Annotated in this window: 16 protein-coding genes; 2 read left to right on the forward strand and 14 right to left on the reverse strand. The window is 68.0% G+C overall.

Annotation, left to right across the window (positions count from 1 at the left end):
- Positions 1–423 precede the first annotated feature (423 nt).
- The 7 genes from MPTA5024_RS30945 to MPTA5024_RS30975 form a co-directional block, all read right to left on the reverse strand.
- A complete protein-coding gene (locus tag MPTA5024_RS30945) occupies positions 424–1653 on the reverse strand; it encodes a trypsin-like serine peptidase (protein WP_036331158.1) in 1230 nt (409 codons plus the stop codon).
- A gap of 519 nt (positions 1654–2172) precedes the next feature.
- A complete protein-coding gene (locus MPTA5024_RS30950; RefSeq protein ID WP_036331159.1) occupies positions 2173–3357 on the reverse strand; it encodes a trypsin-like serine peptidase in 1185 nt (394 codons plus the stop codon).
- Positions 3358–4236: 879 nt separating this feature from the next.
- Entirely contained in the window at positions 4237–5496 is a 1260-nt protein-coding gene (locus MPTA5024_RS30955; protein WP_036331161.1) for a hypothetical protein, read from the reverse strand.
- Between the two features lie 486 nt (positions 5497–5982).
- Positions 5983–7215, reverse strand: coding sequence for a trypsin-like serine peptidase (locus MPTA5024_RS30960; protein WP_036331162.1), 1233 nt, complete (start codon positions 7213–7215; stop codon positions 5983–5985).
- A 674-nt stretch (positions 7216–7889) separates the two neighbouring features.
- The gene (locus tag MPTA5024_RS30965; protein ID WP_036331164.1) at positions 7890–9119 is read right to left on the reverse strand and encodes a trypsin-like serine peptidase; all 1230 of its coding nucleotides are present in this window, start codon (positions 9117–9119) and stop codon (positions 7890–7892) included.
- Positions 9120–9530: 411 nt separating this feature from the next.
- Entirely contained in the window at positions 9531–10709 is a 1179-nt protein-coding gene (locus MPTA5024_RS30970; RefSeq protein WP_036331166.1) for a trypsin-like serine peptidase, read from the reverse strand.
- Positions 10710–11030: 321 nt separating this feature from the next.
- Positions 11031–12233 (reverse strand): trypsin-like serine peptidase, encoded by a 1203-nt coding sequence (locus MPTA5024_RS30975; RefSeq protein ID WP_051458899.1) that lies wholly within the window; start codon positions 12231–12233, stop codon positions 11031–11033.
- A 368-nt stretch (positions 12234–12601) separates the two neighbouring features.
- Between MPTA5024_RS30975 and MPTA5024_RS30980 the strand changes: the two genes are divergently transcribed.
- On the forward strand, positions 12602–12895 hold the full coding sequence (locus tag MPTA5024_RS30980; protein ID WP_198167513.1) for an SSI family serine proteinase inhibitor: 294 nt from the start codon (positions 12602–12604) through the stop codon (positions 12893–12895).
- A gap of 110 nt (positions 12896–13005) precedes the next feature.
- On the opposite strand, the gene MPTA5024_RS30985 is transcribed toward MPTA5024_RS30980, so the two are convergent.
- Both MPTA5024_RS30985 and MPTA5024_RS30990 read right to left on the reverse strand, forming a co-directional pair.
- Positions 13006–14160 carry a trypsin-like serine peptidase gene (locus MPTA5024_RS30985; protein ID WP_036331168.1) on the reverse strand — a complete coding sequence of 385 codons (1155 nt, stop codon included), beginning with the start codon at positions 14158–14160 and terminating at the stop codon, positions 13006–13008.
- Positions 14161–14444: 284 nt separating this feature from the next.
- Positions 14445–14906 carry a protein-tyrosine phosphatase family protein gene (locus MPTA5024_RS30990; protein ID WP_036331970.1) on the reverse strand — a complete coding sequence of 154 codons (462 nt, stop codon included), beginning with the start codon at positions 14904–14906 and terminating at the stop codon, positions 14445–14447.
- A gap of 121 nt (positions 14907–15027) precedes the next feature.
- On the opposite strand from MPTA5024_RS30990, the gene MPTA5024_RS30995 reads away from it, so the two are divergent.
- On the forward strand, positions 15028–15990 hold the full coding sequence (locus MPTA5024_RS30995; protein ID WP_036331169.1) for a zinc-binding dehydrogenase: 963 nt from the start codon (positions 15028–15030) through the stop codon (positions 15988–15990).
- Positions 15991–16038: 48 nt separating this feature from the next.
- On the opposite strand, the gene MPTA5024_RS31000 is transcribed toward MPTA5024_RS30995, so the two are convergent.
- The 5 genes from MPTA5024_RS31000 to MPTA5024_RS31015 all read right to left on the reverse strand — a co-directional run.
- Positions 16039–16245: a hypothetical protein gene (locus tag MPTA5024_RS31000; RefSeq protein ID WP_157099834.1), complete on the reverse strand. Its 207-nt coding sequence runs from the start codon at positions 16243–16245 to the stop codon at positions 16039–16041.
- A gap of 24 nt (positions 16246–16269) precedes the next feature.
- A complete protein-coding gene (locus tag MPTA5024_RS31005) occupies positions 16270–17031 on the reverse strand; it encodes a PadR family transcriptional regulator (protein ID WP_036331174.1) in 762 nt (253 codons plus the stop codon).
- Entirely contained in the window at positions 17028–17852 is an 825-nt protein-coding gene (locus tag MPTA5024_RS31010; RefSeq protein WP_036331176.1) for a DUF4097 family beta strand repeat-containing protein, read from the reverse strand. Before MPTA5024_RS31010 ends, MPTA5024_RS31005 begins: the two co-directional genes overlap by 4 nt.
- Positions 17853–18046: 194 nt before the next feature.
- Positions 18047–18220: a DUF6104 family protein gene (locus MPTA5024_RS42825; RefSeq protein ID WP_198167514.1), complete on the reverse strand. Its 174-nt coding sequence runs from the start codon at positions 18218–18220 to the stop codon at positions 18047–18049.
- A 95-nt stretch (positions 18221–18315) separates the two neighbouring features.
- Positions 18316–21746, reverse strand: a 3431-nt coding sequence (locus MPTA5024_RS31015) for a multifunctional oxoglutarate decarboxylase/oxoglutarate dehydrogenase thiamine pyrophosphate-binding subunit/dihydrolipoyllysine-residue succinyltransferase subunit (protein ID WP_063794819.1), incomplete at its 5' end; no start/stop codon positions are given.

Genomic DNA, 21746 nt, shown 5'->3' on the forward strand with positions numbered 1-21746 from the left:
GGCGCAGGAACCCGCCGATTCGCCTCGGAACGGACACGTGAAGCTGTGAGATCTGATCGTGATCATTGCTTTTAGTGACGTCACTGTGACGCATGTGATCGTCCTTGCAGATCACAGAACAGAAACGCTCCTGGGAACTCTGGGAGGATCCTGGGAGTTTGGGGGCATCTGGTGCCTTTGTGATTATTGGTGTGACCGGAATCACAGGGATCTGCGGGCACCGAAGTCGGCTCTCGTGCGTCGGGGTTGCGGCGTTCGCGCGCGGCGCCTCGTGTCAGGACGCCCACGGCCGCGGTAGGCGGAGCATGCCGACAGGCCCGGAAAAGGCACAGGGCCCGGCTGGAGAGCCGGGCCCTGTGTGAAGCAGGTTGTCAGGGTTTGGACCCCTGACCGCCGATCGCTGTTGTCCTGGAAGACCAGGAGTTAGGCGATCGAGCCGGACCAGAGCGAGTACGCCGCCTTGTAGACACCGTAGAGCTCACCGTCGAAGTACGGGGAGACGCTGGTGTCGATCCGGTTGTTCTTGTCGGTGTCGGAGACGCCGATGGTCACACCGTTCAGGTAGCCGAGACGGCGGGTGTTCTTGTAGTTCAGCAGCCACGACGAACCGATGGCGCCCTCGCCGGTGAAGGACGACTTGACGCCGACGAGCTCCTCGCCCTTGATGGCCGGGGCCTGGGCGGCGAAGGTCTTGCCGTAGCTCCACTTGAGGGTGTTGCCGGAGTAGGCGTGGTTGCCGTCCGGGTGCGACCCGCTCGGGTAGCCGAACACGAAGACGGGCTTGCCCACCTTCTGGTTGTACGCGAGGCCCTGGCCACCCACGTTGTCGCCGAGACGACCGGCGTCAACGAACTTCCAGGTGTACCAGTGCTTCTTGCCGTCCTTGTCCGTCGTGTAGTAGACGTTGTAGTACCCGGCCTTGGCGTAGGCGGCAGCGTCCTGCTCGCTGACCTCCTTGTAGTCCCCGACGGCGTACCAGTCGGGAATCACCTTGCCGTTGGCGTCCTTGCTGTCGCCGATCCCGTCGTGGGGCGTCTTGAGGCCGTTGTAGACGGTGACGAACGCGTAGTCGCGGTCGCCGTCCTCGTAGACGTCGTAGTCGTAGTGGGTGAAGGCCTGCTTACCCACGTAGATGCCCCACGGGGTCTTGCCCTGGTAGTAACCCGGGATGAAGACCCAGTTCTTCAGGGTGGAGGCGTTGGACTCCGTGTCGTAGACACAGTGACCAGCGGTCGCCACCAGGTTGTGGTAGGCGGACTGCACGGAGGTGGCCGAGCACCAGTGCGGCTTGCCGTCGGCGCCCTCGAAGAACACCTTGCCCGTGGTCTTGGGAAGGTTGATGTTCTTCGACTTGCTGGCGGTCTTCTTCTCGTCGCCGATCGCCGGCACGATGCCGGGCTTGCTGTCGGGAGCCGGGCCACCCGTCGACACGTGCTTCGACGTGACCATGGTCTCCACGTTGTACGGGGTCGCGCCGATCAGGTTCGCGGCGTGGTTTCCGTACCAGTAGGAGGCGACGGCCTGGGAGGCGATACCGGTCGCGGACAGCGGGTCGCTGGCGACGTCACCCGCGGCGTGGGCCGGGGCGGCGAGGCCGGCGGCCAGCAGGCCGGAGGTGGCGACCAGACCACCGAAGGCGAGAGTGCGCTTCATGGGGGAACTCCTTGGTCTGTCGTGGAACGCCTCATGCGTCCCATGCGTCAGTAAAGGGATGGCCAGGACCATACATGGGCGATCTTCGGCTGCGGAAGCCGTTCGAGCTGCCGCCGAGCACCCCTGAAGCGGCGTGATCGTTCCGTGACATTGACCGACATGACGGATCTTTGCTGACTTGACCGACGTATGCGCAGATCACGGGTCAGATACGGACAGTGAAGCCTGGGAAAACCCTGGGACTTCTGTGGCAGGAGCGAAAGTAGTGGTGTGAGCTAAATCACACCTCTCCTGTGGCACCGGAACCGGCCCTCGCGCGTCTAACGGCCCCGGATACGCCGAAGGCTCCGGCGCACGCGCCGGAGCCCTCTGATCAGTCGGAAGCATACACATGCCGGGCCGGCTCGCGTCCACTTCCGGCGATCTCACGCCGGAAGGACGGGGAACGGCACAGGGCCCGGCTCGAATGAGCCGGGCCCTGTCCGGTCACGCCGATGATCGGCACGATCTCCGAGGAGATCAGACGATCTTGCCGGACCAGGTGGAGGCGGCGGACTTGTAGACGCCGTAGGTCTCGCCGTCGAAGTACGGGGAGACGCTGGTGTCGTACCGCTTGTTGCCGTCGGTGTCGGAGACGCCGATGGTCACGCCGTTCAGGTAACCGAGGCGGCGGCTGTTGCTGTACTTCAGCAGCCAGGAGGAGCCGAGCGAGCCCTCACCGGTGAAGGAGGACTTCAGGCCCTGCAGCTCCTCGGCCTTGATGGCCGGGGCCTGCGCGGCGAAGGTCTTGCCGTAGCTCCACTTGAGGGTCTTGCCGGTGAAGGCCTGGTTGCCGTCGGGGTGCTTGCCGTCGGGGTAGCCGAACATGAAGACCGGCTGGCCGATCTTCTGGTTGTAGGCCAGGCCCTGGCCGCCGACGTTGTCGCCGAGACGACCGGCGTCGGCCAGCGGGAGGTACTCGACGTACCGCACGCCGTCCTTGCCCGTCCAGCTGAGGTAGCCGGCCTTCTTGGCGTCGGCCGCCGCCTTGTCGTCGGCGGTCGCGTCGGTGTACTTCTTCACCCACCCGGTCTTGGTGGTGTCGAGCTTGACGCCGTTGTAGACGGTGACGAACGCGTAGTCGCGGTCGCCGTCCTCGTAGACGTCGTAGTCGTAGTGGGTGAAGGCCTGCTTGCCGACGTAGATGCCCCACGGGGTCTTGCCCTGGTAGTAGCCCGGGACGAAGATCCAGTAGTTCAGCGTGTCCTTGTTCGACTTGGTGTCGTACACGCAGTGACCCGCCGTCGCCACAAGGTTGTGGTAGGTCGACTGCACGGACGTCGCCGAGCACCAGTGCGGCTTGCCGTCAGCGCCCTGGAAGAACACCTTGCCCGTGGTCTTGGGCAGGTTGACGTTCTTCGAGGTGCTGGACGACTTCTTCTCGTCGCCGATCGCCGGCACCACACCGGCCTTGCTGTCGGCGGCGGGCCCGCCGGTCGACACGTGCTTGGTGGTGACGGCCGTCTCCACGTTGTACGGCGTCGCGTTCTGCAGGTTGGCGGCACGCTGGCCGTACCAGAACGCGGCCACCTGCTGGGCGGCGTAGTTCGAGGTGGCGAGGGTGTCGGTGGAGACGGTGCCGGACGCCTGCGCCGGGACGGCCAGGCCCGCCGCGAGGATGCCGGTGGTGGCCACGAGGCCAGCGAATGCGAGGGTGCGCTTCACGGTTGAAACTCCTTGGTCTGTCGCGGAACGCCTCATGCGCCCCAAACGTCAGGAAAGGGATCGCTGGGAACATAGCGGGCGAACCTTGGAGTTCGACGACGATCGGGCGAGCCGGGGGACCGGTCCATCGGTCGTTATCGAGCCGTTACCGTGCTTCCAGGGAGGTCGAAGCACCGCGATCCAGGATGAGTGTGCAGTTCGGGGGCGTAGTGGTCCCTAGCTGCCGGATCATCGATGATCGAATTCCGAGGTCCGCGATGTGATGTAAATCACATCAAGATCAGGGAGCCGAATCGGCATCTTTTCCGTCTAACTTTCTCCGCTTCGGCCGTCATGGCTCGACGGGGAGGCGCTCCGGTGGAGCGTTCCGCGGGCGGGAACGCCGAAGGGCCGCGACTGTGGAAGCCGGGCCCTTCGGGGTGGAACGGATGAACGTCGGCGACCCCGGCGTGTTGACGGGAGCGGGGCCGCCGGCACGCGCTCGCGTCCGGTAGGCCCTCTTTCTCCGCGTCGTGGGACCGGCCCGCGTCGTGACGCTCTCTTTGTCTCGATGACCGTTGGCAAAGCTAACGGTCACCTTCCTGGAACGGTTCATCGCCGCAGCTCCGGCCATTGATGAATGGCTTCACAGGCTTTCTGCGGCACCATTGCGGCCACCCGTCCCGCTGAATCGACCTCACCCGCGGAAACGGCATGGCGGCGATTCCGGGGACGACGTCTAGGGAGGCCGAGAGGTTTACCTCCGCGCGTTTCCCGGACCTGACGAAAAGCAGGCCCTCTTTTCGGCGGACAATGCCGGAAAACGCCGAATGGCCCGGCTCAAGAGCCGGGCCATTCGGGTCGAACAGGAGCTGACCGCGTGGTCTCTCAGAGAGAGAGTTAGGCGATCGAGCCGGACCAGAGCGAGTAGGCCGCCTTGTAGACGCCGTAGGTCTCGCCGTCGAAGTACGGGGAGACGCTGGTGTCGTAACGGTCGTTGCCGTCGGTGTCGGAGACGCCGATGGTCACGCCGTTCAGGTAGCCCAGGCGACGGCCGTTGTTGTACTTCAGCAGCCACGCCGAGCCGAGCGCGCCCTCACCGGTGAAGGAGGACTTCACGCCCTGCAGCTCCTCGGCCTTGATGGCCGGGGCCTGCGCGGCGAAGGTCTTGCCGTAGCTCCACTTGAGGGTCTTGCCGGAGAAGGCGTGGTCGCCGTCCGGGTGCGAGCCGCTCGGGTAGCCGAACACGAAGACCGGCTGGCCGATCTTCTGGTTGTAGGCAAGGCCCTGACCACCCACGTTGTCACCGAGCCGGCCGGCGTCGGCGAACTTGTACACGTAGTACTTGCCGTCCTTCATGAAGGCGGGCAGGACGCCCTCCTTCTTGTAGGCGTCGTAGGTGGCCTTGTCGGTCTCCTTGAAGTCGGCGTACGACTTCAGCTCGTCCCACTTGCCGTCCTTGATGAGCTGCCAGTAGCCCGCGAAGCCGTCGTGCGGCATCTTGATGCCGTTGTAGACGGTGACGAACGCGTAGTCGCGGTCGCCGTCCTCGTAGACGTCGTAGTCGTAGTGCGTGAAGGCCTGCTTGCCGACGTAGATGCCCCACGGGGTCTTGCCCTGGTAGTAACCCGGGACGAAGACCCAGTAGTTCAGCGTCGCCTTGTTGGCCTCCGTGTCGTAGACACAGTGACCGGCGGTCGCGACCAGGTTGTGGTACGCGGACTGAACCGAGGTCGCGGTGCACCAGTGCGGGTTGACGGCCTGCGGGTACCAGTGGCCACGGGGGCCGGCAACCCACTTGAAGCCGTCCGCGAAGAACACCTTGCCGGTGGTCTTCGGGAGGTTCACGTTCTTCGACTTGGCGGCGGTCTTCTTCTCGTCGCCGATGGCCGGAACCACACCGGGCTTGCTGTCGGGAGCCGGGCCGCCCTTGCTGATGTGCTTGGCGACCGTCTTGGTCTCGACGTTGTACGGCGTGGCGTTGACCAGGTTGGCCGCGTTCTCGGCCAGCCACAGCGCGGCGATGTTCTTGGCCTGGATGCCCGTCGAAGCCAGCGGGGCGCTGGCGGTGTCACCGGCAGCCTGAGCCGGGGCCGAAAGACCCGCGGCCAGCAGGCCGGCGGTGGCGACGAGGCCACCGAAGGCGAGAGTGCGCTTCATGGGGAACTCCTTGGTCTGTCGTGGAACGCCTCTTGCGTCCCATGCGTCAGGAAAGGGATCGGGAGAAACATACAGCGCGGTGATCGGGGTGTGATGCCCCATTTGTGATCTCCCCTGACCCCGCAGGCCCCGAGACCGTCGCGTTATCTGAATGACATGCCGCAAGCCTGTGGAGTCAACCCGTTAAAGGGGAAGTAAAGGCAGTTGGCGGCCCGTCTGCTGTCTTTCCGTCGTGGACCGTGCCCATGCTCCGGCTGCTTTTGGCGGCGAACGCCTGTGATGCAAATCACACCCTTTGTATGGCACGAGTCTGCGCCGCGTCCCGTCTAAGGGTCCGGCAAAAGGCGCAGCGTCGTTCAAAGGGCCGTTCGGGTTTACCGGCGCGCGAGAGATTTTTCCCGGGAAAAAGGGAAGGGCCCGGCCGATGGCCGGGCCCTTCCGGGTGAAGCTGTCCGGTTCAGAGGTGCGACGTCTGAACCGGTACTACTAGTGCAGAACCGGCGACTCGAACGGAACCGCGATCGAGCCGGACCAGAGCGGGTAGGCCGCCTTGTAGACACCGTAGAGCTCACCGTCGAAGTACGGGGAGACGCTGGTGTCGAAACGGTCGTTGCCGTCGGTGTCGGAGACGCCGATGGTCACACCGTTCAGGTAGCCCAGGCGACGACCGTTGTTGTACTTCAGCAGCCAGGAGGAGCCCAGCGCGCCCTCGCCCGTGAAGGAGGACTTCACGGCCACGAGCTCCTCGCCCTTGATGGCGGGGGCCTGCGCGGCGAAGGTCTTGCCGTAGCTCCACTTGAGGGTCTTGCCGGAGTAGGCGTAGTTGCCGTCCGGGTGCGACCCGCTCGGGTAGCCGAACACGAAGACCGGCTGGCCGACCTTCTGGTTGTACGCCAGGCCCTGGCCGCCGACGTTGTCGCCGAGGCGACCGGCGTCCTCGAAGGCCCAGACGTAGTACTTGTCGTCGTGCTTGCACCAGTAGGTGCCGTTGTTGTCCCAGTCACGGAACCACCGGGGGAAGTTCGCGAAGGTCGCGGCCGACACTTCCTTCCACCCGCCGGGGTTGTCCGTGAAGGGCCGGACGACGCCGTCGTGCGCGAACTTCAGACCGTTGTACACGGTGACGAACGCGTAGTCGCGGTCGCCGTCCTCGTACACGTCGTAGTCGTAGTGCGTGAACGCCTGCTTGCCGACGTAGATGCCCCACGGGGTCTTGCCCTGGTAGTAACCGGGGATGAAGACCCACTTGTCCAGCGTCGCGGCGTTGGACTCCGTGTCGTAGACACAGTGACCGGCGGTCGCGACCAGGTTGTGGTAGGCCGACTGCACAGAGGTGGCCGAGCACCAGTGCGGCTTGCCGTCCGCACCCTTGAAGAACACCTTGCCGGTGGTCTTCGGGAGGTTCACGTTCTTCGACTTGGCGGCGGTCTTCTTCTCGTCGCCGATGGCCGGCACGATGCCGGGCTTGCTGTCGGGAGCCGGGCCGCCCTTGCTGATGTGCTTGGCGACCGTCTTGGTCTCGACGTTGTACGGCGTGGCGCCGATCAGGTTGGCCGCGTTGTTGGCCTTCCAGTAGGCGGCCACGGAGTAGGCCGCGATGCCGCTGTTGGCCAGCGCGTCGCTGGCGGTGTCACCGGCGGCCTGAGCCGGGGCGGCGAGGCCCCCGGCCAGGAGGCCAGCGGTGGCGACGAGGCCACCGAAGGCGATGGTGCGCTTCATTGTGGTGCTCCTTGGTCTGTCGTGGAACGCCTCTTGCGTCCCATGCGTCAGGAAAGGGATCGGGAGCAACATAGCTCAAAAAATCGGCATTTAAGGGCTGGCCGAAGGCGGCGATCGGCGGGAGACGAGGCTGCGGCGCGGGTTGACGGGCGGAAGCCTCGGCTGTCATTTCGCAATCGGACCATTGCCGCAGTTCCGGACGTTTTCCGGCGTTTGCTGACTCCTTGTGGATGCCCTGGCAAAGGTCCGCACTGTGACGAAGGTCACACAGAAAACGCTCAGCGAACCCCCGATGACCAGGCGTTTCGCCCTGGCAGTGGCGGCCGGGCCCCAGTCGCTCGACCTGGCCCGCCGGTTTACACGGAGGCGGAGAATTTTTCCGACGCGGCGCCTTCCGGGAGCGGAAAGGGGTGGGGCGACATCGGGAAACCGCACTGACCGGGGAAACTGAAAGGGGCGGCCGGAAAGGCGTCCGCGGCGACGGTCCGAGAGGCCGCGCGGCGAGGGGGTGGGGCGGGCCAGGGGATGCCGTACGCGCCGGGCGAGGGAAATGGCCCCGCGGCGCCCTGAGAAGCAGCAGGAAGGCCCGGCCGAAGCGGCCGGGCCTTCCTGTGAGGGTGGAGTTCCCGTTCAGCCGGTGCGCGGCCTCCTCACGCCGCGCACCGCGTGCCCGGTCAGGCGATGGAGCCGGACCAGACGTTCGAGGCGGCCTTGTAGACGCCGTAGGTCTCGCCGTCGAAGTAGGGGGAGACGCTGGTGTCGATCCGCTTGTTGCCGTCGGTGTCGGCGACGCCGCTGGTGACGCCGTTCAGGTAGCCGAGGCGGCGGCTGTTCTTGTAGTTGAGCAGCCAGGCCGAGCCCGACGAGCCCTCACCGGTGAAGGACGACTTGACGCCGACCAGCTCCTCGGCCTTGACCGCGGGGGCCTTGGCGGCGAACGTCTTGCCGTAGCTCCACTTGAGGGTCCTGCCGGAGAAGGCGTGGTTGCCGTCCGGGTGGGAGCCGCTCGGGTAGCCGAAGACGAAGACCTTCTTGCCGATCTTCTGGTTGTACGCGAGGCCCTGGCCGCCGACGTTGTCGCCGAGGCGACCGGCGTCGGTGAACTTGAAGACGTAGTAGTGGCCGCCGGACGCCTCGTTCTTGTTGCCGTCCTTGTCGAGGTCGAGGACGTCCCTGTCCGTGCGGACGTAGGGGTCGTACGTGTCGTACGTCGCCTTGTCGACCTCCTTCCAGGTGCCGACCGTGTCCCAGTTGTCCTTCTGGATGCCGTCGTGCGGGGCCTTGAGGCCGTTGTAGACCGTGACGAAGGCGTAGTCGCGGTCGCCGTCCTCGTAGACGTCGAAGTCGTAGTGGGTGAACGCCTGCTTGCCGACGTAGACGCCCCACGGCGTCTTGCCCTGGTAGTAGCCGGGGACGAAGACCCACTTGTCGAACGTGGTCTTGTTGGAGTCGGTGTCGTAGACGCAGTGGCCGGCCGTCGCGACGAGGTTGTGGTAGTGCGACTGGACCGAGGTGGCGGTGCACCAGTGCGGCTTGCCGTCGGCGCCCAGGAAGAAGACCTTGCCCGTCGTCCGGGGCAGGTTGACGTTCTTGGACTTCGAGGACGACTTCTTCTCGTCGCCGATCGCCGGGACCACGCCGGGCTTGCTGTCGGGAGCCGGGCCGCCGGTGGAGATGTGCTTGGCGGAGACCTGGGTCTCGTACGGCGAGGCGTTGATCAGGTTGGCCGACTCCTCGGCGAACCAGTAGGCGGCGATGTTGTACGCGGCGATGCCGGTGGTGGCCAGCGGGTCGGAGGACGTGTCACCGGCGGCCTGCGCGGGTGCCGTGAGGCTGGAGCCCACGAGGGCGGTGACGGCGGCGGCACCGAGGGGGAGTGCCAGGCGCTTGACTCGGGTGTTCATGGTGCTCCTTGCGCTGTCGTGAGACGCATCATGCGTCCCATGCGTCAGTAAAGGGATGTCAGGACACTACTGCGACGATCTTGCAGGTGGTGGGGTGTTATCCGACCTTTTATGGCACCTGCGAGGCGTGACTTTTCTGTGACATTTCACAGGACTTGTCGGATGCGAGATCGTCTCGTGATTTCGCGCAGGTGGTCACGGTCCACGAACCGCCACCGTCGTGTCGAGACCACGGCGCCGTGCGCCCGGTCATGACCATCCGATGTGATGTAAATCACACAATGTGGATGGCACCGATTCCCGATGGGCTACGTCTAATGTGCTCGTTCCAATGCCCTGGAACGCGGCAGGGCCCGGCCGCGCGAGGCGACCGGGCCCTTTCGGGGGGTGCTGGGAACGGGGGTCGTGTCCCTAGGCGATAGAGCCCGACCAGACGCCGGCCGCGGCCTTGTACACGCCGTACAGCTCGCCGTCGAAGTACGGGGAGACGCTGGTGTCGATCCGCTTGTTGCCGTCGGTGTCCGAGACGCCGCTGGTGACGCCGTTCAGGTAGCCGAGGCGGCGGCTGTTCTTGTAGCTGAGCAGCCAGGCCGAGCCCGACGAGCCCTCACCGGTGAAGGAGGACTTCACGCCCACCAGCTCCTCCGCCTTCACGGACGGGGCCTTGGCGGCGAACGTCTTGCCGTACGACCACTTGAGGGTCTGGCCGGTGAAGGCGTGGTTGCCGTCCGGGTGCGACCCGCTCGGGTAGCCGAAGACGTAGACGGACTTGCCGAGCTTCTGGTTGTAGGCCAGGCCCTGGCCGCCGACGTTGTCGCCGAGGCGACCGGCGTCGACGAACTTGAGGATGTAGTACTTGCCGCCCTTGGCCGCGCGGATGTGGCGGTCGTACTTGTCGTAGGTGGCCTTGTCGACCTGCTTCCAGTTCCACTCGGCGGTGTCGCGGAGGTTGCTGCCGTGGCCGGCCTTGAGGCCGTTGTAAACGGTCACGAAGGCGTAGTCGCGGTCGCCGTCCTCGTAGACGTCGAAGTCGTAGTGGGTGAACGCCTGCTTGCCGACGTAGATGCCCCACGGGGCCTTGCCCTGGTAGTAACCGGGGATGAAGACCCACCGGTCGAGCGTGGCCTTGTTGCTCTTGGTGTCGTACACGCAGTGGCCCGCCGTGGCGACCAGGTTGCGGTAGTGGGACTGCACGGAGGTGGCGGTGCACCAGTGCGGACGGCCGTCGGCGCCGCGGAAGAACACCTTGCCCGTGGTCCGGGGGAGGTTGACGTTCTTCGACGTGCCGCCGGACTTCTTCTCGTCGCCGATGGCGGGGACGGTGCCGGGCTTGCTGTCCGCGGAGGGGCCGCCCGTGGAGATGTGCTTGGCGACGACCTGGGTCTCGTACGGCGAGGCGTTGACGAGGTTGGCCGCCTTCTGGCCCAGCCAGTAGGCGACCACGTTCTTGGCGGCGATGCCACTGGTGGCCAGCGGGTCCGAGGCGGTGTCGCCTGCGGCCTGTGCCGGCACCGTCAGGGTGGCCCCGATGAGGCCGGCGGCCGCTACGCCCCCGAGGGGGAGGATCAGGCGCTTGACTCGGGTGTTCATGAAACTCCTGTGCTGTCGTGAGACGCCCCACGCGTCCCACTGGTCAGTAAAGGGATAGTCAAGACACTACCCTCCCGATTTACGCCTGCTTTACCTGGTGATCGCACACAGCGGGCCGTGACTTTTCCGTGATCTTCCACAACCGATGTCAGCTTCGAGATCGTCTTGTGACGATCGCGCAGGTCGCCTCGCGTGATCCGTCAGTCAGAACGCGATCACCAAGGGTGGCAGCCGACAGGGGGAATGTGACGAGGATCACGTTTATTCGATGGCACCGCGGCGCGATCGACTACGTCTAATCCTCTTGGCGCCGCGAGACGGTCAGCTCGTCGACTGGCGGGCGGCCTGGAGGTAGACCCGCTGGGTGAGCGTGTTGAAGTAGGGCGCGGAGATCGCGTCGAGCTTGCCGCCGCCGTTGAGGTTCCAGGTCAGGCTCGTCACGCCGATCAGGTAGCCGGTGCGCTTGGCGGCGTCGTAGCCGACCACCCAGGGGCCGCCGCTCGCGCCGGAGGTGAACGTGCAGCCCGGCAGCCGGACGCCGTGCTCGAGCTGCCAGGTCGGGGCGCTGACGAACTTCTTCTCGGTCGTCCCGGCGCAGCTCTTGACCGTCTGCCCGTCGTAGGGGCGGCTGCCGTCGGGGTTGGCCCCGGCGGGATAGCCGAAGGCGTCGACGGGCCGCCCGATCGGCTTGTTCGAGGAGAACTGGAAGGCGCCCACCTTGTCCTCCAGCCGTCCCGCGCTCACCGCCCGGTACTTCACCTGGGCGCCGTCCTTGTACGCCTGCCAGGTGAACCCGCGGTGCACGGTGACGAAGGCGTAGTCGCGGTCGAAGTCGCCCTGGCCCGCGAAGTCCTCCTGCATGTAGAGGGTGTTGCCGACGAAGATCCCGGCGTTGGTGACCCCGTCGTGGTAGGAGGGGATGAAAATCCAGTTCTCGACCGGCCTGTCCTGGCCCAGCGCGTACGCGCAGTGCCCGGCGGTGGCCACGAGGTTGTGGTACCGCGAGTGGACGGCCGAGGCGGAGCACCAGTACTCCTTCTCGCCGACCTTGAAGAAGACCTTGCCGACCATCGGCGGCGCGGTGGGGGCCGGGGCGCTCAGGGGGGCCCGGCCGGAGGCCGTCGCCGGCCCCTTGGGGACCTCGAACGCCGACGTGGTGGCCGATCCCCTCGCCGGGCCCTTCACCTCGGCCTTCGCGGGGCTCTTGGACGCGCTCTTCCCCGGCGGCGACGGCTTCGTGCTCGGCTCGTAGCTGCTGGCCTGCTTGAGCCGCTCCGGGCTCCAGTACGCGGCGACCCGCTGCATGTCGGCGTCGGTGGGCGCCAGCGGGAACGCGCTCACGCCGTTCTTCGACGGGCCGGCGGCCGGCATCGCCGTCGAGGCCGCCTCGTACACGGCGGAGGCCGGGGCCGTGCGCGGCGCGGCGGCCGAGGCCGGGAGGGAGGCTCCCTGGGTCCAGAGCATGGCGGCGGCACTCGCGACGGCGGCGACGCCGCCGAGGAGGAGTGCGAGCTGCCTGGCCACCGGAGACCTCTCAACGTGGGGAAATGGATGGTAAGGGGTGATTTTTCCAGATCCACACGGTTGCGGCACAGCTTCTTGGCCAGCTCGTTATGAAACCAGTGGAACCAGGGTGAATGACGGGACGTCAGATTTGACCCAGCGCGCGGAGTGGGCGCTTGAACGGGGGCGCTCCCCTGGCGAGGCTGACGACCAGCCGAAACGGGGGGATCGACATGAAGCCACTCCTTGCTCTACTCGCCGGTACGGTGATCGCGGCCGGTCCGTCCGCGCTCACTCACATTCCTCCTCCGCCGCGTCCCGCCTGGACGCCGCACGCGGGTGGGAACACGGCGACCACCGCGCGCGACGCGGCCGGCCGCACACTGATTGTGACAGTAAGCCGCGGCGAGCAGCCGCGTCCCGCGCAACGGTTCGCGCTGCTGACCTGCGATCCGGTCACCGGCACCCATCCGAGCGCCGTGGAGGCCTGCCAGACCCTGGAGAAGGTCCAGGGCGACCCGGCCCGGCTCAAGGCGGACCCGAACCTCGTCTGCCCGCTCATCTGGGATCCGGTCACGGTCACCGCCAACGGCATCTGGGACGGCAGGTACGTCTGGTACCAGCGCACCTTCGCCAGCAGCTGCGAGAAGCGGTCCGTCGGCGACGGCGTATTCGACATCTGACCGCGCTGTCCGTACGGGCAGCGTAAAGGGGAGGAACGGAAGGGGGCCCGGTGGCGGTGCCACCGGGCCCCCGAGCCCGACCGAATGGCCGTGCGGTCAGGCGGCGCGCGTCAGGACGTCCACCGGTTGGCGGCCACCTTGTACACGTCGTAGGTCTCGCCGTTGAAGTACGGCGAGGAGATCCTGTCGTAGCGGTCGTTGCCGTCCGTGTCCCAGGCGACGCTGTTGATGCCGTTCAGGTAGCCCGTACGGCTCTTGCTCTTGTAGTTCAGCAGCCAGGGGCCGCCGCTCGCGCCCGCGGTCATCCCGCACTTGAAGCCGATGTGCTCCTGGATGTTGTACTTGGGCGCGGCCGGCATCGGCGTGCTCTGGCCGTAGCACCACTTCATCGTGCGACCCGTGAAGGGGCGGTCGCCGTCCGGGTGGGGGCCGGCCGGGTAGCCGAACGAGAAGACCTTGACCTTCGTGCTGCGGTTCCACGTGAAGCCCTGGCCGCCGACGTTGTCGCCGAGCCGGCCCACGGGGGTCTTCGTCGCCTTGTAGGTGTTGCCGACCTTCTCCCACTTGATCTTGAAGCCGGACGCCACGTTGACGAACGCGTAGTCGTAGTCGTAGTCCTCCTTGACCACGAAGTCGTCGTGCGCCTGGAACCAGGTGGCCGGGTAGATGCCGTACGGCGCCTTGCCCTCCCACGCCTGGTTGCCGTCCCAGTAGGACGGGATGAACACCCAGTTGTCGTAGAACTGATTGGTCACCGGGTCGTAGACGCAGTGCCCCGCGGTGGCGACGACGTTGTGGAACTTGCCCTGGACCGAGGTGCCGGAGCAGTACTTCCAGCTCTTCGGGTCGAGGGGGTTCTTGCCGGGCAGCGTGAAGAACACCCGGCCGACCGTGTTGGGCAGGTTGACCTGCTTCGACGTGCCGGCCTTGCCCTTCTCCTGGCCGATCGGCGGGACCGTGCCGGCCTTGCCGTCCGGCGTCGCCTTGCTGACCTTGCCGAAGCCCTTCACCGAGTTGCCGAGATCCTCGGTGTAGTCCTTGGCGGCCCGCAGGCGGTCCGGCGACCAGAACGCGACCGCCGCGCTCGTCGACCCGGAGGCGGCCTTGGTGGTGACGTCACCCGATCCCGCGTGGACCGTGGTCACGCCGCCGCCGGCGGCTGTGGTGGCGGCCGCACTGGGGGCCGCCTGGGTGGCGCCGACCACGCCGGACGCGAGCAGCGCTCCGGCGAGGGGGATGGTCAGGCGCCGTGCTCGGGAGATCATGGAGCTCCTTTCCCCGGGACGTTTGAGGGTGCGTCCCATTCGTCAGGAAAACGCTCCGAAGATTAATAAGGCGATCATTACCCATGCTCGGGATATAACGAGAACAATCAGCAGATTGCTCTATCCGTTATCGATGCCGAGCGGTTATGGATGCCGTCCTCGCAGGTCAGACGCTATGTCGAGAGAGGGTCGCATCAGGCTGTGGAGCGGTTTACCGGCATTCTCGACCGGTATTTCTTCTCGTCCGCCTCGGTGGTTCTTTCCGTCCCGCTGATGATGTGGCGTCACAAATCGGACGCGGGCGGGGTGTTCCCGGAGAACCAGGCGACCCAGCGGCGCTGCCACGGCGTCTCGACCGCCCGGCGGTGGTAGTTCGCGCGCACCCAGGCGACCGCCTCGCCAGGAGGCAGGCCCCCGAGCGTCGCCAGGCAGGCGAGAACCGTGCCGGTGCGGCCCACGCCGCCGCCGCACGCCACCTCGACCCGCCTGCCGGCGAGGGCCTGCTCGCGCAGGCCGGTGACGGCCGCGGCCGCGGCCTGCCGGTCGAGGGGCAGCAGGAAGTCGGGCCAGCGGAGCCACTGGTGCGGCCACGGCAGCGCCTCCTCATGGCGCCGCCGCAGGCGGTCCGAGCCGAGGTAGAGCCCGAACTCGGGGGGCGGGCCTCCGGGCGCGGGACGCCGCAGGCCCCGTCCGCGCACCAGGATGCCGCCGGGGATCTCGATCGCACCCGTCAGCGATGGCGTCATGCGTCCCATTCTCGGGTGCTCCGCATCGAAAGGGATGGGCGTCGCGACCATCGACGCGGCACTCCGGCGGCACGGTGCTCCCTCCGGGGATCGGACGGGGCAACGAAGTAATGTTCTGGACATGTTCGCCGTAACCGCCACGCAGACCGATCCCGACAACCCGTTGAAGGGGCTGACGCTCGGGGAGCACCCCGAGCCCGTCGTTCCCGAGGGCTGGACGACGGTCACCGTCAGGGCCGCCGGGCTCAACCACCACGACCTGTGGACGCTCAAGGGCGTGGGCATCAGCCAGGACCGGCTGCCGATCGTCCTCGGGTGCGACGCCGCCGGGGTCGACGAGGACGGCAACGAGGTCGTCGTCCACTCGGTGATCGGCACGCCGGTCAACGGGGACGAGACCCTCGACCCCAAGCGGTCGCTGCTGTCGGAGGGCTACGACGGCACGTTCGCCGAGAAGGTCGCCGTGCCGCGGCGCAACCTGGTGCCCAAGCCGGCCGCGATCAGCTTCGAGGAGGCGGCGTGCCTGCCCACGGCCTGGCTGACGGCCTACCGGATGCTGTTCGACAAGGCCGGGCTGGAGCCCGGGTCGACGATCCTCGTGCAGGGCGCCGGCGGCGGCGTCGCGACCGCGCTGATCGCGCTCGGCAGGGCCGGCGGGTTCCGCGTCTGGGTCACCAGCCGGTCGGAGGAGAAGCGCGCCAGGGCCCTGGACCTCGGCGCCGACCGGGCCTTCGAGACCGGCGCGCGGCTGCCCGAACGGGTGGACGCCGTGATGGAGACGGTCGGCGAGGCGACGTGGAACCACTCGCTCAGCTCGGTGCGCCCCGGAGGCCGCATCGTGGTCAGCGGCGCGACCAGCGGAATGGTCGCTCCGACGCAGCTCGCGCAGGTGTTCTTCCTGCAGAAGTCCATCATCGGGTCCACCATGGGCACCCGGGACCAGCTCGCCAGGCTCGCCGTGTTCCTGGAGCAGACTGGCGTCCGGCCGCTGATCGACCGGGTGCTTCCGCTCGCCGAGGCGGAGGAGGGCTTCGCCGCCATGCACCGCGGCGACCTCTTCGGAAAGATCGTCTTCACGGTCTGAGAACGACGCGGCCCGCTGCGCCGCCGTCGCCTCCTGCGGGTGCGCCGGTCAGGGACGCGAGGGCGCGGGAGCGCCGGGGCGGCGGGCCTCGGCCTCGCCGCCGGCCGGGCGGCCCTGACCGGCCGGCCGCTCGTGCCGTTCGGGCCGCTCGGGCCGCTCGGGCCGGGAGACCCCGGCGGCCGGCGGCTGTGGCAGGGGAGAGCGCAGGAACGGGTTGCGCCAGCCGTACGGGCCCATCGCCGCCTCCTCACGCACGACGGTCCAGGATGGGTGGGGGGATCACTGCCGCAGCGAGGCGCGGATGCGCTCGGCGGCGTCGTCCAGGGCGGCGCGGCACTCGGCGAGCGCCGCGTCGGTGAGCCGGCCCTCCGTGGCGGCCCGGCGGATGTCGCCGACGAAGTCGGCCAGCAGGCGCCCCAGCTCGGCGTCGCGGTTGTAGCCGGGGCCCGGCGGCATCCCGGTCAGCGACCAGGCGTCCTCCCAGATGCGGCGCCACTCGTGCTGCCAGCGCTGGGCCTCGTCGCGCATCTGGCGCTTGTGGCGGCGCCACTGGTCCTTCTGCTGGCGCCACTGCTCCTTCTGCCACTCGCGCTGGCGCCTCCACTCCTCCTTCTGGTCGCGCCAGGCGTCGCTGCTGTCCCGGGGCGTCTCCTTGCCGATGTCCCTGGCCATCTGGGTCAGCTCCTCGCGGAGGGAGCGCACGGTCTGCCGCACGTCCTCCTTGACCTCCCGGGCGATGTCCTGGACGGAGGCGGTGATCTCCCGCTCCAGCTCGGCCAGCTCGTCCATCCGGTCGGCCAGCTCGGCCCGGCCCTGGTCGGTGAGCGTGAACACCTTCTTGCCCTCCACCACCTCGTGGGTGACCAGGCCCTCCTCCTCCAGGCGGGCGAGGCGCGGGTAGATCGTGCCGGGTGACGGCGAGTAGACGCCGAGGAAGCGGTCCTGCAGCAGCCGGATCACCTCGTAACCGTGCCGGGGGCTCTCCTCCAGCAGCTTCAGCAGGTACAGCCGGAGCCGTCCGTGGCCGAACACAGGGCTCATGCCCTCTCCTCTTCTCGCCTGTCGCTCGTCTGCTTGCTGAGCAGGGTCACACGTCCCGACACCGTGGTGGCCGTGACGCGGGCCATGCCGCCGCCCAGCCGGCCGCTGAGCGAGCGCGAGCCGGGATGGCGGGCGCCGGTCAGGCGGGGGAACGCGGACTCGATCCTGCCCGACGTCGAGTGGACGCTCACATCCGCGTCGACCGTCTCGGGGAGGCGGATCACGATGGAGCCCGACATGCTGTTCAGCGAGAGGTTGCCGGTGGGGGTCAGCTCCACGTCGGCCGTGATGCTCCCCGACACCGTGTTCGCGGCCAGGCGGTGCGGGATGCCGCCGGCCACGGTCAGCTCCCCGGAGACGCTGTTGAAGTGCAGGTCGCCGGCCAGGCCCCGGCTCTCCACCGAGCCCGAGACCGTCTCCGCGTGCACCTCGCCGCTCACGCCGTCCAGCACGATGTCGCCCGAGACGCTCTTGACGCCGGTGGCGCCCTCGAAGCCCGCGACGACCGCCGACGCGCTGATCACCCCGGCCTGCACCGGGCAGTCCTTCGGCACGGTCAGCGTCAGGACGCTGGACCGGGAGGCGGGACGCAGCCACCCCAGGATGCCGTCCCAGGTCAGGTCCTTGTACGCCACCGTGAGGCGGCCGTCCGTCTCGTCGTGCGTCACCAGCAGCGGGCCCGACTCGAGGTCGGTCACCTCCAGGGTCGGCGGGCCGTCACTCGCCAGCAGCGCCAGCCGGCCGGCCACGATGCGCACGCTGAGAGCGCTCACGGTGTCGAACGTCAGCTGCCCGGGCTTGTCGATCGTCCATTGGGGCATTGCTCGGCCCTTCCACGCGACCTGGTCCGTCGTGTCGTCCTCTGACGACGCTGTACAAGACACGATATGTCGCGTTACGCGAAAGTCAAGATGTATCGCGTTTCTCTCCCGGGTTCGCGTGGGCCGTACGCGACGGGCGCCTGGCGGGGGTTGTCGCGCTCCACCGGGCGGGCCGTCGCCTGGCGGCGGGTGGTTCAGTCCTCCTCGTCGAGGCGGGCCAGCCAGGTGGCCAGCCGTTCGACGGGCGTCTCGAACTCGGGGTTGAGGTCGACGAACTCGCGCAGCCGCTCGGCGAGCCAGCCGACGCTGACCTCCTCCTCGCCGCGCCGCTCGGCGAGCTCCTCGATGCCCCTGTCCGTGAAGTACATGTCCGGTCGCTTCCTCGATGGAACGTGGTCGGGTATGGGGAAGTCCCCCGCGGTCCGGCCGCGGGGGACTTCCGTCGTCGTCGAGGTCCCCGGCGTCAGCCGAAGATCTCCTTCAGCATGGCGGCCACCTCGGAGTCGTGCGTGGAGTGCGACCCCGTAGCCGGCGACGAGTTCGGCGTGCGCGACACCCGGCGCGGCCGTCGGCCGCCCAGCAGGTCGGGCTTCTCCGTCATCTTCAGGCTCAGGTACGGCCAGGGGCCCATGTTGACCGGCTCGTCCTGCGCCCAGATCAGCTCGACGTCCGCGCCGTACCGGTCGAGTTCGGCGTTGAGCGGGTTCTCCGGGAAGGGGTAGAGCCGCTCGACCCGGACCAGGGCCACGTCGCCACGCCCCAGCTTCTCGCGGTGGGCGAGCAGGTCGTAGTAGATCCTGCCGGAGGAGACGACGACCTTGGTCACGGCCGACGGGTCGACCGTCGCGTCGCCGATGACCGGCCGGAACGAGCCGGAGGTGAACTCCGACGTCGCCGACGTCGCGCTCTTGTGCCGCAGCAGCGACTTGGGCGTGAAGACGATCAGCGGCTTGCGGCGGTTCGACAGCACCTGCCAGCGGAGCAGGTGGAAGTAGTTCGCCGGGGTGGTCGGCTGGGCGACGGTCATGTTGTCGAGCGCGCACATCTGCAGGTAGCGCTCGATGCGGGCGGAGGTGTGGTCCGGGCCCTGGCCCTCGTAGCCGTGCGGCAGCAGCAGGACGATCGAGGACCGCTGGCCCCACTTCTGCTCGCCCGAGGAGATGAACTCGTCGATGATCGACTGGGCGCCGTTGGCGAAGTCGCCGAACTGGGCCTCCCAGGCGACCAGGGCGTCCGGCCGGACCACGCTGTAGCCGTACTCGAAGCCCATCGCGGCGAACTCGCTGAGCAGCGAGTCGTAGACGTAGAACTTCGTGGTGTCCTGGTTGAACGTCTTGAGCGGGGTGTACTCGTCGCCGGTGACCCGGTCGACGAGCACCGCGTGGCGCTGGCCGAAGGTGCCGCGGCGGGAGTCCTGGCCGACCAGGCGGACGGGGTGGCCGTCGATGAGCAGCGAGCCGAACGCGATGGTCTCACCGGTGGCCCAGTCGATCGCGTCCTCGGACACCATCGCGCCGCGGCGCTGGAGCACCGGGGCGAGCCGCGGGTGCACGGTGAAGCCCTCGGGGAGGTTGAACTGGGTCTCGATGACCCGCTTGACCGTCTCCTCCGAGACCGCCGTCTTGGTGTCGTCGTGCGCCCACGGGATCACCTCGTCCGGCTCGGGCGCGACGACGGCGCCCGGCTCCAGCGGCCGCTTGGTCGCCTCGCGGGTCTCGGTGAAGGCCCGCTCGAGCTGCTCCTGGTAGTCGCGCAGCGCCTGCTCGGCCTCCTCGACCGTGATGTCGCCGCGGCCGATCAGCGCCTCGGTGTACAGCTTGCGGGTGGACCGCTTGGCGTCGATGAGGTCGTACATCAGCGGCTGGGTGAAGCTCGGGTTGTCGGCCTCGTTGTGGCCGCGCCGCCGGTAGCAGACCAGGTCGATGACGACGTCCTTGCGGAACGTCTGGCGGTACTCGTAGGCGAGCCGCCCGACGCGGACCACAGCCTCGGGGTCGTCGCCGTTCACGTGGAAGATCGGCGCCTGGATCATCCGCGCGACGTCGGTCGCGTAGACCGAGGAGCGCGAGCTGGCCGGGCTGGTGGTGAAGCCGACCTGGTTGTTGACCACGATGTGCACGGTGCCGCCGGTGCGGTAGCCGCGCAGCTGGGACAGGTGCAGGGTCTCGGCCACCACGCCCTGGCCGGCGAAGGCCGCGTCGCCGTGGACGAGCACGGGAAGGACGGTGAAGCCCTCCTCGCCGCGCTCCAGGAGGTCCTGCTTGGCGCGGACCACGCCCTCCAGGACGGGGTCGACGGCCTCGAGGTGCGACGGGTTCGCCACGACGGAGGCGGCGATCTTCTTGCCGTCCGGGGCGACGAAGTCGCCGGAGGCGCCGAGGTGGTACTTCACATCGCCCGAGCCGTGCGCGCTGCGCGGGTCGAGGTTGCCCTCGAACTCGCCGAATACCTGGGCGTAGGACTTGCCGACGATGTTCGCGAGCACGTTGAGCCGGCCGCGGTGGGCCATGCCGATGACGACCTCGTCGAGCTCCTCGGCCGCCGCCGCGCTGATCACCGAGTCGAGCAGCGGGATCAGCGACTCGCCGCCCTCCAGCGAGAACCGCTTCTGCCCGACGTACTTCGTCTGCAGGAACGTCTCGAACGCCTCGGCGGTGTTGAGCCGGCGGAGGATGTGGAGCTGCTCCTCGCGGCTCGGCTTGGCGTGGGGCCGCTCCACCCGCGCCTGGATCCAGGCCCGCTCCTCGGGGTTCTGGATGTGCATGTACTCGATGCCGACCGTGCGGACGTAGGAGTCGCGCAGCACGCCCAGCACGTCGCGGAGCTTCATCAGCGCGCAGCCGCCGAAACCGCCCGTCGGGAACTCGCGCTCCAGGTCCCACAGGGTCAGACCGTGGGACTGGATGTCCAGGTCGGGGTGCTTGCGCTGGCGGTACTCCAGCGGGTCGGTGTCGGCCATGAGGTGGCCGCGCACGCGGTAGGCGTGGATGAGCTCCAGCACGCGGGAGGACTTGGCCACGTCGTCGTCGTGGGTGGCCGATATGTCCGGAACCCAGCGGACCGGCTCGTACGGGATGCGCAGCGACTCGAAGATCTCGTCGTAGAAGCCGTCGGCGCCGAGCAGGAGCTGGTGGATGCGGCGCAGGAAGTCGCCCGACTGGGCGCCCTGGATGATCCGGTGGTCGTAGGTGGAGGTGAGCGTCATCACCTTGCTGATCGCGAGGCGGGACAGCGTCTCCGCCGACGCGCCCTGGTACTCCGCGGGGTACTCCATCGCGCCGACGCCGATGATCGTGCCCTGGCCGGGCATGAGGCGCGGCACCGAGTGCACCGTTCCGATGGTGCCGGGGTTGGTCAGCGAGATCGTGGTGCCCTGGAAGTCCTCCACGCCGAGCTTGCCGGAGCGGGCCTTGCGGACGATCTCCTCGTAGGCGACCCAGAACTGCCGGAAGTCGAGGGTCTCGGCCTGCTTGATGGACGGCACCAGGAGCTGGCGGCTGCCGTCCTCCTTCTGCACGTCGATGGCCAGGCCGAGGCCGACGTGCTCGGGCTTGACCAGCGCCGGCTTGCCGTCCAGCTCGGCGTAGGCGTGGTTCATCTCCGGCATCGTCTTCAGCGCCCGGACGATCGCGTACCCGATCACGTGGGTGAAGGAGATCTTGCCGCCGCGCCCGCGGGAGAGATGGTTGTTGATGACGATGCGGTTGTCGATGAGCAGCTTCGCGGGGACCGCGCGCACGCTGGTCGCGGTGGGGACCGCCAGCGAGGCCTCCATGTTGAGGACCGTGCGGGCGGCCGCGCCGCGCAGGCGCTCCTCGGCGGCGCCGGCAGGGATCGGCGTGCCCGCCGCCTTCGGCTTGGCCGCGGGCGCCACCTTGGCGGCGGGCGCGGGCG

This window comes from Microbispora sp. ATCC PTA-5024 (assembly GCF_000511135.2).
Lineage (GTDB): Bacteria > Actinomycetota > Actinomycetes > Streptosporangiales > Streptosporangiaceae > Microbispora > Microbispora corallina.

What these genes read in the sequence shown, in the direction of transcription:
- MPTA5024_RS42825 (WP_198167514.1), bottom strand. Translation starts at nt 18,220, where the DNA reads ATGTACTTCACGGACAGGGGCATCGAGGAGCTCGCCGAGCGGCGCGGC.
- MPTA5024_RS30970 (WP_036331166.1), bottom strand. Translation starts at nt 10,709, where the DNA reads ATGAACACCCGAGTCAAGCGCCTGATCCTCCCCCTCGGGGGCGTAGCG.
- MPTA5024_RS30960 (WP_036331162.1), bottom strand. Translation starts at nt 7,215, where the DNA reads ATGAAGCGCACCATCGCCTTCGGTGGCCTCGTCGCCACCGCTGGCCTC.
- MPTA5024_RS30945 (WP_036331158.1), bottom strand. Translation starts at nt 1,653, where the DNA reads ATGAAGCGCACTCTCGCCTTCGGTGGTCTGGTCGCCACCTCCGGCCTG.
- MPTA5024_RS30995 (WP_036331169.1), top strand. Translation starts at nt 15,028, where the DNA reads ATGTTCGCCGTAACCGCCACGCAGACCGATCCCGACAACCCGTTGAAG.
- MPTA5024_RS30965 (WP_036331164.1), bottom strand. Translation starts at nt 9,119, where the DNA reads ATGAACACCCGAGTCAAGCGCCTGGCACTCCCCCTCGGTGCCGCCGCC.
- MPTA5024_RS31010 (WP_036331176.1), bottom strand. Translation starts at nt 17,852, where the DNA reads ATGCCCCAATGGACGATCGACAAGCCCGGGCAGCTGACGTTCGACACC.
- MPTA5024_RS31005 (WP_036331174.1), bottom strand. Translation starts at nt 17,031, where the DNA reads ATGAGCCCTGTGTTCGGCCACGGACGGCTCCGGCTGTACCTGCTGAAG.
- MPTA5024_RS30955 (WP_036331161.1), bottom strand. Translation starts at nt 5,496, where the DNA reads ATGAAGCGCACTCTCGCCTTCGGTGGCCTCGTCGCCACCGCCGGCCTG.
- MPTA5024_RS30990 (WP_036331970.1), bottom strand. Translation starts at nt 14,906, where the DNA reads ATGACGCCATCGCTGACGGGTGCGATCGAGATCCCCGGCGGCATCCTG.
- MPTA5024_RS30985 (WP_036331168.1), bottom strand. Translation starts at nt 14,160, where the DNA reads ATGATCTCCCGAGCACGGCGCCTGACCATCCCCCTCGCCGGAGCGCTG.